Here is an 11,295-nt window from a genome sequence, read left to right on the forward strand (position 1 = left end):
CCCCGATCCCGGTGCGATTCTGCGTCTGCTCGCGGAGAAATCGTGAGCACCAACGAGGGTTCGCTGTGGGGTGGGCGATTCGCCGCCGGCCCGTCCGATGCGCTGACCGCGCTGAGCCGCTCGACCCATTTCGACTGGGTGCTGGCGCCCTACGACGTCATCGCGTCCAGGGCGCACGCTGTGGTGTTGTTCAACGCGGGTCTGTTGACCACCGAGCAGCGTGACGGGTTGCTGGCCGGCCTGGACAGCCTGGCCGAAGACGTCGCCGACGGCAGCTTCACACCGCTGGTCACCGACGAGGACGTGCACGCCGCGCTGGAGCGTGGGCTGATCGACCGGGTCGGTCCCGAGCTTGGCGGTCGGCTGCGGGCTGGCAGGTCGCGAAACGATCAGGTGGCCACGCTGTTTCGGATGTGGCTGCGTGACGCGCTGCGGCGGGTGGCCGCCGGCGCCTTGGACCTGGTCGGCGCGCTCGCGGACCAGGCCGCGGCGCACCCGGACGCCATCATGCCGGGTAAGACGCATTTGCAGTCCGCCCAGCCGATCCTGCTGGCGCACCATCTGCTGGCGCACGCCCATCCGCTGCTGCGCGATGTCGACCGGATCGTCGACCTCGATGCACGCACAGCGATGTCGCCCTATGGCTCTGGGGCGCTGGCCGGTTCGTCGCTGGGGCTGGATCCGGATGCGATCGCCGAGCAGCTGGGCTTCGCGGCGGCCGCCGACAACTCCGTCGACGCGACGGCGTCACGGGATTTCGCCGCGGAGGCGGCTTTCGTCTTCGCGATGATCGGCGTCGACCTGTCGCGGCTTGCCGAAGACATCATCATCTGGAGCTCAACCGAATTCGGCTATGTCACCCTGCACGATTCGTGGTCGACGGGCAGTTCGATCATGCCGCAGAAGAAGAATCCCGACATCGCCGAGCTTGCTCGCGGCAAGTCGGGTCGGCTGATCGGCAACCTGGCCGGGTTGTTGGCGACGCTGAAGGCGCAGCCGCTGGCGTATAACCGCGACCTGCAAGAGGACAAGGAGCCGGTGTTCGACTCGGTGGCGCAGCTGGAACTGCTGCTGCCGGCGATGGCCGGCCTGGTCGGCAGCCTGACATTCAACGTCGAGCGGATGGCGGCGCTGGCACCGGCCGGCTACACGCTGGCCACCGACGTCGCCGAATGGCTGGTGCGGCAAGGCGTGCCATTCCGGGACGCGCACGAGGCCGCCGGCGCCGCCGTCCAGGTGGCGGAAAAGCTCGGCGTGGGGCTCGAGGAGCTCACCGACGATCAGCTGACTGCGATCAGCGATGCGCTCACCCCCCGGGTTCGTGAGGTGCTGACGATCGAGGGTTCGGTGGCCTCCCGGGACGCCCGAGGCGGTACCGCGCCCTCGCAGGTTGCCCGCCAACGTGATTCGGTTCTTGCCACCGCTGAGCGACTTCGCGCGCGATTGAGCGGTTAGAGGGCTGAAGGGGCATCGCGCGCGGGAAGCCAAGGAACCTGCGGGATCTCGCCGGCCGGCACCGGGCCGCTGGAATAGTTGCCTTGCACGACATCGCAGCCGAATGTTCGGCGCCACGTGGCGGCACTGGCGACGTCGAATTCCTCAGCCAGCTCGATGACCGACCCCGCGATGGTCGCAGCGCGCCGGTCGAACAGAATCGAGGCAATCAGTTGACGATCCAGCTTGACCTCGTCGATCGAGACCCGGATGCCGCAAAGGTTACCCGGGAGAGAATTTGCTGAATATTATGGCTTCGTAAATTCTGACATTTACCCGAACACTTCGGAAACTTCCATCCACCGGTCCTCCTGGCCGGCAACGTCGCTCTCCAGATCGCGTAATTGCTGAGTGAGCCGGGCAATGCCGATGTGGTCGGACTGGTCGTGCGCGGCAAGCTCGTGGTGCTTGGCTTCAATTTGCTCGGCGAGTCGTGCCAGCCTGCGGTCGATGGCGGCGAGCTCTTTTTGCGCGGTACGTAGTTCGGCACCGGAGATTTCCAGCGAGTCCGACGGTCCGGCCGCGGCGGGAGCGACGCGGTGGGCGTTCAGCTGCCCGGCTAGTCGCAGGTACTCGTCGATGCCCCCGGGTAGGTGCCGCAGCCGGCAATCGAGAATCGCGTACTGCTGATCGGTCACCCGCTCCAAGAGGTAGCGGTCGTGCGAGACCACGATCAACGCGCCCGGCCACGAGTCGAGGAGATCTTCGGTGGCCGCGAGCATGTCGGTGTCGACATCGTTGCTGGGCTCGTCGAGCAACAGCACGTTGGGCTCGGCCAGCAGCGTGAGCATCAACTGCAACCGGCGCCGCTGCCCACCGGACAACTCGCTGACCCTGGCGGAGAGTTGGCCGCCGGCGAAGCCGAGACGCTCCAGCAACTGGGCGGGTGTGACGTCCCGGCCATCGACCTCGTAGCCGCTACGCAACCGGCCCAATACGTCGGCGATCCGCTCGCCCGCCAACGGAGCCAACTCATCCCCGCGCTGGTCGAGCATCCCAATCCGAACTGTCTTGCCGCGCTTGACTCTTCCTTTCTCCGGCTGGATCGCACCGGTGATGAGGCCCAACAGCGTCGACTTGCCGGCTCCGTTGGCGCCGACGATTCCGGTGCGCTCGCCGGGGCCTATCCGCCACTCCACGTCGCGCAGCACAGGCCGCCCGGCGAACGAGACCGACACGTCCAGCAGATCGATGACGTCCTTGCCGAGTCGCGCGGTGGCGAGCTTGGCCAACTCGACGGTATTTCGCAGCGGCGGCACATCGGCGATCAGCTGATTCGCCGCGTCGATGCGAAACTTGGGTTTCGACGTGCGGGCCGGGGGACCGCGGCGCAGCCACGCCAATTCTTTACGCATCAAGTTCTGCCGCTTGGATTCAGCGACGGCGGCCAACCGATCCCGCTCGACCCGCTGCAGGATGTACGCGGCGTAGCCACCTTCGAATGGCTCGACGAGGCCGTCGTGCACTTCCCACGTCGTGGTCGCCACCTCGTCGAGAAACCAGCGGTCGTGGGTGATCAGCAGCAGGCCGCCGGTGTTGCGTGCCCAGCGCTCGCGCAGATGAGTCGCCAGCCAGGTGATGCCCTCGATGTCGAGGTGGTTGGTCGGCTCGTCCAGCGCGATCACGTCCCAGTCGCCGATCAGCAGAGCGGCCAACTGGACACGGCGGCGCTGTCCGCCACTGAGTGTGCCGATCACCGCGTCCCAGGTGATATCGGACACGAGGCCGCTGACCACATCGCGGATCCGCGGATCGCCGGCCCACTCGTGGTCGGCCAGGTCTCCGACCAGCGTCCATCGCACCGTGCTGCTCGACTCGAGGGTGTCGGCCTGGCTCAGGGCTCCGACACGCACTCCACTGCGCCGGGTGACACGTCCGGCGTGCGGGCGAAGCTGTCCGGTGAGCAGGCCCAGCAAACTGGACTTGCCGTCCCCGTTTCGCCCGACGATGCCGATGCGGTCGCCGTCGCTGACGCCGACGGTCGTCGAATCGAAGACGACCCGAGTCGGATATTCGAGGTGGATGGCCTCGGCGCCCAGCAGGTGTGCCACTGTGCAAACCCTAGACGGCTGCCGCATCAGAGCGGGTCGCGAGGCGGAAAGACTAGGCTGATCGGCGGGCCGGCACCGTGCCGAAAGCAACGGACCCACCCCCTGCGATATGCCATGATGTGCACGCTGTCAGGCCCACGCGCAGCACACGATGGTCTTCGTTCGAGGGGAGCGGCGGCATGGATCTGAAGTTTTCGGCGGTCACTCGACCGGTCGAGCGTCTGATCGCGACAGCGCAGAACGGCCTGGAAGTGTTGCGACTCGGCGGCTTGGAAACGGGCAACTCTCCGTCACCGTCACAGGTCGTGGAGAGCACGCCGATGTACAAGCTCCGGCGCTACTACCCGCCGGACAGCCGCCCGGGGCATCCTCAGGCGGGCCCGCCGGTACTGCTGGTGCACCCGATGATGATGTCGGCGAACATGTTCGACGTCACTCGGGAGGAAGGCGCGGTAGGCATCCTGCACGCCGCCGGGCTGGATCCCTGGGTCATCGACTTCGGCTCACCCGACGAGATCGAAGGTGGAATGCGCCGGACTCTGGCGGATCACATCGTCGCGCTCAGCGAGTCGCTGGACGTCATCACCGATATCACCGGTCAAGACGTGCATCTCACCGGCTACTCGCAGGGTGGCATGTTCTGCTACCAGGCAGCGGCCTACCGGCGCTCGAAAAGCGTCGCCAGCATCGTCACATTCGGCTCGCCGGTCGACACCCTGGCGGCCCTGCCGATGGGCCTTCCGCCCAACTTGGCTCCCGGTATCGCCAATTTCATGGCCGACCACGTCTTCAACCGGCTCGATATTCCAGGGTGGCTGGCGCGTACCGGCTTTCAGATGCTGGACCCGCTCAAAACCGCCAAAGCGCGGGTTGATTTCGTGCGCCAACTGCACAATCGCGAAGCGTTGTTGCCGCGCGAAGCCCAGCGCCGATTCCTGGAGTCGGAAGGCTGGATCGCCTGGTCCGGGCCGGCGATCTCCGAGCTGCTCAAGCAGTTCGTCGCGCACAACCGGATGATGAGCGGCGGTTTCGCGATCAACGGCCAGTTGGTGACGCTGACTGATATCACCTGTCCTGTGCTGGCTTTCGTCGGCGAGGTCGACGACATCGGTCAGCCCGCCGCGGTGCGGGGCATCCGGCGCGCTGCGCCCAACGCCGAGGTCTACGAATATCTCATCCGGACAGGTCATTTCGGCCTGGTCGTCGGGTCCAGAGCAGCGCATGAGTCGTGGCCGACTGTCGCCGATTGGGCGCTGTGGATTTCCGGCAACGGGAACAAACCCACCGACGTCTTCCCGATGGCGGATCAGCCAACCGAATCGGACGACCGCGGCGTCGCTTTCAGTTTGCGGATGATGCATGGCCTCGGCGAGGCGTCTGAGGTGGCGCTGACTCTTGTTCGCGGAGCGGCCGACGCTGTTTTCGCCGCGAACAAATCCATCCGAACGCTTGCCATCGAGACGGTGCGGACGCTGCCTCGATTGGCCCGGCTGGGCCAGATCAACGACCACACCCGGATCTCGCTGGGGCGGATCATCGGTGAGCAGGCGCACGATGCTCCCAACGGAGAATTCCTACTTTTCGACGGCCGGGTGCACACCTATGAGGCGGTGAACAAGCGCATCGACAACGTCGTTCGCGGCTTGATCGCAGTCGGGATTCGCCAGGGCGAGCACGTCGGCGTGTTGATGGAAACCCGGCCGAGCGCACTTGTCGCCATCGCCGCACTGTCGCGGTTGGGGGCCGTCGCGGTGCTTTTGCAACCGGACGTCGACCTGGCCGCCGAGGTCCGGCTTGGGGGAGTGAGCGAAATCATCACTGACCCCACCAACCTGGAGTCTGCCCGGCAATTGCCCGTGCAGATCCTGGTTCTCGGCGGCGGCGAGTCCCGCGATCTGCACCTGTCCGATGACGCCAACGTCATCGATATGGAGAAGATCGACCCCGACGCCGTCGAATTCCCGGCCTGGTACCGGCCGAACCCGGGCTACGCGCGGGATATCGCGTTCATCGGGTTCAGCACTGCGAGTGGGCAACTCGTCGCCAAGCAGATCACCAACTACCGCTGGGCCTTGTCGGCGTTCGGTACCGCCTCGGCGGCCGCCTTGGGGCGCACCGACACCCTGTACTGCCTCACTCCGCTGCACCACGAATCCGGGCTACTGGTGAGCCTCGGCGGTGCCGTGGTCGGCGGGACCCGGATTGCGTTGTCCCGCGGCCTGGCGCCAGACGGATTCGCCGCCGAGGTGCACCAATACGGCGTCACCGTGGTCTCCTACACGTGGGCGATGCTGCGCGACGTCATCGACGACCCGGAATTCGCCTTGCTCGGCCACCACCCGATCCGGTTGTTCATCGGGTCGGGTATGCCGACCAGCCTGTGGCAGCGGATCTCGGACGTCTTCGCGCCAGCGCGGGTGGTCGAGTTTTTCGCGACCACCGACGGTCATGCCGTACTGGCCAACGTTTCCGGCGTCAAGATCGGCAGCAAGGGCCGGCCGCTGCCCGGCGCCGGACGCGCCGAGTTGGGGGCTTACGACGCCGAACATGATCTGATCCTGGAAAGCGACAGCGGACTGGTCCGCATCCCGGAGGCCAACGAAGTCGGCTTGCTGCTGGCCGAACCGCGCGGACCGATCGACCCGACCGCTTCGGTGAAGCGCGGCGTCTTCGGTCCCGCCGACACCTGGATCTCCACCGAGTATCTGTTCCGCCGCGACACCGACGGCGACTTCTGGCTGGTGGGCCGGCGCGGGTCGACCGTGCACACCGCACGCGGCATCGTGTTCTGCGAACCGGTTACCGACGCGCTCGGGCTCATCCCGGCGGTCGATCTCGCGGTGACCTACGGCGTTGCGCTGGACGGCCGCCAGGTCGCGGTGACGGCGTTGACGACGCGTCCGGGCGCCTCGATCACGGCCGCGGATATCACCGAAGCCGTCGCCGCCATGCCGTTCGGACTGGGACCCGACATCGTGCACGTCGTACCGCAGATGACGCTGAGCGCGACCTATCGTCCGACGGTCAGCGCGTTGCGTGCCGCCGGGATCCCCAAGGCGGGACGACACGCCTGGGTGTTCGACGCCGACGCCAATCAGTTCCGGCGGTTGACCGGACCGGCGCGCGCGGAGTTGTCAGGTGCGCAATAACATATGGAGCCAACATGATTGACGAGACTCTGCTGGGCATCCTGGTCTGCCCGTCCGATCGGGGCCCGCTGATGTTGGTGGATCAGCAGCTGTACAACCCGCGGCTCCGCCGGGCCTACCGCATCGAAGACGGCATCCCGGTGTTGCTGGTCGACGAGGCGGTCGAGGTGAGCGACGACGAGCATGCGCGCCTCATCGCGAGACGAACTCCGGCAAGTCCCCAGTGAGGTAGTGCTGCAGGTTGGGCGCGATGATGTCCGCGATCTGCTGTGCGGGCAGCGACGCGAAGGGCTCCAGTTCCAGGATGTAGCGCGCCATGACGACGCCCACCAGTTGCGAGGCGACGAACTGGATGCGGATGATTCCGCTGCCGGGCGGGCTGTCGATCCGGGGGCCCACTTCGGCTCCGATGACGTCCTGAATGAAGGTCTGGAACAGGTTCACCTCTGTGCCCGCCAAGATCGACCGCAGCGTGGCGATGAAGCTTGCACCAACCGCGGAGTCCGACAGCGCCAACAATATTGACGGAATCCGGTGGCCGAGTTCTTCGACGGGCGTCTCGCGCAATTGGCCGATCACGACCATCGGATCGATCGGGATGTGGATGGCAGCGGCGAACAGTTGTTCCTTGGTGCCGAAATAATGGTGCACCAACGCCGAGTCGACATCGGCCGCCGCGGCCACCGCTCGGATCGAGGTGTTGCTGATGCCATTGCGGGCGAACAACTCTCGGGCGCCGGCCAGGATGCGCTCTCGGGTGTTCGAGTTGCCGGCGGGCCGGCCCGGTCTTTTGCGGCCGGAGTTGGTCATGGCGTCTGGCGGCGCAAAGTCGCGGCGGCCAGGCACAGCGCCGCGAGCGCGAAGCCCAGCACGATCGAAATGTCGCGGACCGCCACCCCGGTCAGCTCGGTGTGTGCGCCCACCTGTTGCAGTGCCTCCAGCGCATAGCTGGCCGGCAGCACGTTGCTGATCCATTCCAGCCAGGCCGGCATCATCGCGCGCGGGGCGATGATGCCGGCCAGCAGCAGTTGCGGCACCATCACCAGCGGGACGAACTGCACGGCCTGAAATTCGGTCCGCGCGAACGCACTAAACAGCAGGCCCAGCCCGACACCGAGCACCGCGTTGATGATCGCGATCACGAACACCCACAACGGATTGCCCGCGGTGTGGAAGCCGAGCAACCAGAACGAGACCCCACAAGCCAGCGTGGCCTGCACGGCGGCGGCGATCGAAAATGCTGTGCCGTAAGCGATCAGCAGATCGAGCCGACGCAACGGGGTGGTCAAGATGCGCTCCAGCGTTCCCCGCGCCCGCTCCCGCTGCATGGTGATCGAGGTGATGACGAACATCACGAACAGCGGAAACAGGCCCAGCAGAATCAAACACGCATTGTCGAATGGCGTTGGCGCGCCCGGACGATACGGGGCATTCTCGAACATGAAATACATCAGCGTGATCACCAGGACCGGTACGAACAGGATCATCGCGATGCTGCGAGGGTCGGCTGCTAGCTGGCGAAGGATTCGAAACGTGGTGGCGCCGAACGGTTTCAGTTGACGGTGAACGCCTAACTGGCTTGGCGCGTGATGATGGACAGAAACGCGTCCTCCAGCGACCGGCATCCGGTGTCCTCTCGTAGTTGGATCGGGGTGGTGTGCGCGACCAGATGCCCGTCCCGGATCAGCAACAGGTCGCCGCAGTGGTCGGCTTCGTCCATCACATGGCTGGACACCAGCAGCGTGGTCCCGCGGCGGGCCAACTCGGCGAACTGCTCCCACAGATCGGCTCGCAGCACCGGGTCAAGCCCCACCGTCGGCTCGTCGAGAACCAGCAGTTCCGGTTCGCAGACCAGCGCACACGCCAACGACACCCGGGTTCGCTGACCACCGGACAGGTTGCCGCAGCAGACCGTGTCGTGATCGCTGAGGCCGACTCGCTGCACCGCGGATTCGGCCGCGTGGCCGTCGACGCCGTACAGCGACGCGAAATACCGCACGTTGTCGATGACGCGCAGGTCGTCGTAGATCGTCGGATCCTGCGGGACGTAGCCGATCCGACGACGCAGCGCAGCAGATCCCGCGGGCAGTCCGAGCACCTGCACGGTGCCCGACGCGATCTGTTGGGTGCCGACAATGCAACGGATCAAGGTGGTCTTTCCGCAGCCGGACGCACCCAGCATGCCGGTGATGCTGCCACGGGCCACCCGGACCGAGAAGTCATCCAGCGCCGGACGCTTGCCGCGAACGACCCGCAGGTTGTTGATGTCGATCGCCGCCTCGTGGCGGTTAAGCGATAATTCACCGCTTGATGAAGTCATCATCTGATGAATATTCACCCCGGCCGATCGGACGGTCAAGAGGCGCGGGCACAATCGGTGCGGTGGGCGCTGACCAACTTGCGGTCGACCCGCTCGAGGCCGCGCACCGACTTCTCGGCGCCGCCCTTATCGGTCGTGGCGTCAGCGCAACGATCGTCGAGGTGGAGGCCTATGGCGGCGTTCCCGATGGGCCCTGGCCGGACGCCGCGGCGCACTCCTACCGCGGTCTGACCGGGCGTAGCGCGGTGATGTTCGGCCCGCCCGGCCGGCTCTACGCCTACCTCAGCCACGGCATCCACGTCTGCGCGAACGTGGTGTGTGCCACCGACGGGACCGCGGCGGCGGTCCTGCTGCGCGCCGCGGCCGTCGACACCGGGCTCGACGTCGCCCAGTCTCGGCGCGGCGCGGCGATCCGACCCCGGGCGTTGGCTCGCGGTCCGGGAAACCTCTGCGCGGCCGTCGGAATCACGATGGCCGACAACGGCATTCACCTGTTCGATGCGAACAGCCCGATTCGCCTCGAACTGAACGAGGCCGGCGATGCGAAGTCCGGCCCGCGGGTCGGGGTCAGCCAGGCGGCCGATCGACCATGGCGGCTGTGGCTGCCGGGCCGAGCGGAGGTGTCGGCTTACCGGCGCAGTCCACGCGCACCCGCGCCCGGTGCCAGCGACTGAGTCGAGCGCGCCCACCGGCAAGGCGCAACGCTCGTGCGCGAAGATGGGAGACCGTGGCCGCTGAAATCATCGAAGAGCTGGACTGGCGTGGGCTGATTGCACAGTCCACCGATCTCGACGCGCTGACCGCAGAAGCCGCCAAGGGCCCGCTCACGCTCTACGCCGGCTTCGACCCCACCGCGCCCAGCCTGCACGCCGGGCACCTGGTGCCGCTGCTGGCGCTGCGTCGCTTTCAGCGGGCCGGCCACCGGCCCATCGTCCTGGCCGGCGGCGCCACCGGCCTGATCGGGGACCCCCGCGACACCGGTGAGCGGGTGCTCAACACCACCGAGACCGTGCAGGAATGGACCGCTCGGATCCGTGGACAGCTCGAGCGATTCGTCGACTTCGACAGCTCGCCGACCGGCGCCATCGTCGAGAACAACCTGGAGTGGACCGGTGCGATGTCGGCGATCGAACTGCTGCGCGATGTCGGCAAACATTTCTCGGTGAACGTCATGCTGGACCGCGACACCGTCAAACGCCGCCTGGCGGGCGAGGGCATCTCCTACACCGAGTTCAGCTACATGCTGTTGCAGGCCAACGACTTCGTCGAGTTGCACCGGCGTCATCAGTGCGTGCTGCAAATCGGCGGATCGGATCAGTGGGGCAACATCATCGCCGGCGTCCGGTTGCTGCGCCAAAAGCTGGCCGTTTCCGCGCATGCGCTGACGGTCCCGCTGGTGACCGCCGCCGACGGGACGAAGTTCGGGAAATCCACGGGCGGCGGCAATCTGTGGCTGGATCCCGAGCTGACCACTCCCTATGCCTGGTACCAGTACTTCGTCAACACCGCCGACGCCGACGTCGTCCGCTACCTGCGCTGGTTCACCTTCCTCTCGGCGGACGAACTGGCTGAACTGGAGGCGGCCACCGTCGATCGGCCCCAGCAGCGTACGGCCCAACGCCGATTGGCCCGCGAACTCACCACGCTCGTGCACGGTGAACAGGCGACCGAGGCGGTCGAGCACGCCAGCGGGGCGTTATTCGGCCGAGGTGAGTTGACCCGTCTCGACGACGCCACGCTGCGGGCGGCGCTGTCGGAGACGTCGATCGCCGAGCTCAAGCCGGGAACGCCGGACGGGATCGCCGATCTACTCGTCGCCAGCGGCCTGGTGCCCAGCAAGGGAGCCGCGCGCCGCACGATCGCCGAGGGCGGGGTGTACGTCAACAACACCAAGATCGACAACGAGGCGTGGTCGCCACGGCCAGCCGACTTCCTGCACGGACGGTGGCTCGTTCTGCGGCGCGGCAAGCGGAACATCGCCGGGGTCGAGCGTCTCGGTTGACCTTGAGACGGGCCAAAAATGCCGTCTAGCAGGCTATTTGACTCTCAGTTTTCTGTCACGTAACTTAGTCGAGTCGCTGCGACCCGGCCAGTCCGGAGAGCGCGGCGGCATCCCAGGGGGACATTCCGCTTCGGTGGAGTTCCTTCGACGTCCGCAGAACGAGTCAGCGGCTTTGAGCCGCGGGTCGTTGCGCGGTCGGTGGGGGTGTTGTTTGAGAACTCAATAGTGTGTTTGGTGGTTTTGTTTTTGTTGTTGTTTTTTTGTCATGCCTCCTGTTTT

Annotated in this window: 9 protein-coding genes; 5 read left to right on the plus strand and 4 right to left on the minus strand. The window is 66.3% G+C overall.

Features of this window, described 5'->3' with window-relative positions; translation table 11 throughout:
- Positions 1 to 42: 42 nt before the first annotated feature.
- Complete coding sequence (gene argH, locus ABDV69_RS14315; protein ID WP_343575453.1) at positions 43 to 1,455, plus strand: argininosuccinate lyase; 1,413 nt, start codon at positions 43 to 45, stop codon at positions 1,453 to 1,455.
- 311 nt (positions 1,456 to 1,766) lie between these two features.
- Here the strand turns inward: argH and ABDV69_RS14320 are convergent, their stop codons facing one another.
- Entirely contained in the window at positions 1,767 to 3,545 is a 1,779-nt protein-coding gene (locus ABDV69_RS14320) for an ABC-F family ATP-binding cassette domain-containing protein (RefSeq protein WP_343575455.1), read from the minus strand.
- Positions 3,546 to 3,724: 179 nt separating this feature from the next.
- Here ABDV69_RS14320 and ABDV69_RS14325 point away from each other — a divergent pair, with 179 nt between their 5' ends.
- Together ABDV69_RS14325 and ABDV69_RS14330 are read left to right on the plus strand one after the other, a co-directional pair.
- Positions 3,725 to 6,694 (plus strand): acyl-CoA synthetase, encoded by a 2,970-nt coding sequence (locus tag ABDV69_RS14325; RefSeq protein ID WP_343575458.1) that lies wholly within the window; start codon positions 3,725 to 3,727, stop codon positions 6,692 to 6,694.
- 14 nt (positions 6,695 to 6,708) lie between these two features.
- A complete protein-coding gene (locus ABDV69_RS14330; RefSeq protein WP_343575460.1) occupies positions 6,709 to 6,921 on the plus strand; it encodes a Trm112 family protein in 213 nt (70 codons plus the stop codon).
- On the opposite strand, the gene ABDV69_RS14335 is transcribed toward ABDV69_RS14330, so the two are convergent.
- From ABDV69_RS14335 to ABDV69_RS14345, 3 genes are read right to left on the minus strand one after another with little or no spacing between them, the layout of a single operon-like run.
- Positions 6,887 to 7,504, minus strand: a complete 618-nt coding sequence (locus ABDV69_RS14335) for a TetR family transcriptional regulator (RefSeq protein ID WP_343575461.1) — start codon at positions 7,502 to 7,504, stop codon at positions 6,887 to 6,889. The two genes, ABDV69_RS14330 and ABDV69_RS14335, sit on opposite strands and share 35 nt — an antisense overlap.
- Positions 7,501 to 8,250 (minus strand): ABC transporter permease, encoded by a 750-nt coding sequence (locus ABDV69_RS14340; protein ID WP_343575471.1) that lies wholly within the window; start codon positions 8,248 to 8,250, stop codon positions 7,501 to 7,503. Before ABDV69_RS14340 ends, ABDV69_RS14335 begins: the two co-directional genes overlap by 4 nt.
- A gap of 14 nt (positions 8,251 to 8,264) precedes the next feature.
- A complete protein-coding gene (locus ABDV69_RS14345; protein WP_343575462.1) occupies positions 8,265 to 9,017 on the minus strand; it encodes an ABC transporter ATP-binding protein in 753 nt (250 codons plus the stop codon).
- Between the two features lie 59 nt (positions 9,018 to 9,076).
- Here ABDV69_RS14345 and ABDV69_RS14350 point away from each other — a divergent pair, with 59 nt between their 5' ends.
- A complete protein-coding gene (locus ABDV69_RS14350) occupies positions 9,077 to 9,688 on the plus strand; it encodes a DNA-3-methyladenine glycosylase (protein WP_343575464.1) in 612 nt (203 codons plus the stop codon).
- 53 nt (positions 9,689 to 9,741) lie between these two features.
- Positions 9,742 to 11,016, plus strand: coding sequence for a tyrosine--tRNA ligase (tyrS, locus tag ABDV69_RS14355; protein ID WP_343575466.1), 1,275 nt, complete (start codon positions 9,742 to 9,744; stop codon positions 11,014 to 11,016).
- Positions 11,017 to 11,295: the final 279 nt, after the last annotated feature.

The sequence above is a fragment of the Mycobacterium sp. genome (assembly GCF_039583785.1).
Lineage (GTDB): Bacteria > Actinomycetota > Actinomycetes > Mycobacteriales > Mycobacteriaceae > Mycobacterium.

Coding starts and splice junctions, on each gene's coding strand:
- ABDV69_RS14325 (WP_343575458.1), top strand. CDS start 3,725: ATGGATCTGAAGTTTTCGGCGGTCACTCGACCGGTCGAGCGTCTGATC.
- ABDV69_RS14330 (WP_343575460.1), top strand. CDS start 6,709: ATGATTGACGAGACTCTGCTGGGCATCCTGGTCTGCCCGTCCGATCGG.
- ABDV69_RS14335 (WP_343575461.1), bottom strand. CDS start 7,504: ATGACCAACTCCGGCCGCAAAAGACCGGGCCGGCCCGCCGGCAACTCG.
- ABDV69_RS14345 (WP_343575462.1), bottom strand. CDS start 9,017: ATGATGACTTCATCAAGCGGTGAATTATCGCTTAACCGCCACGAGGCG.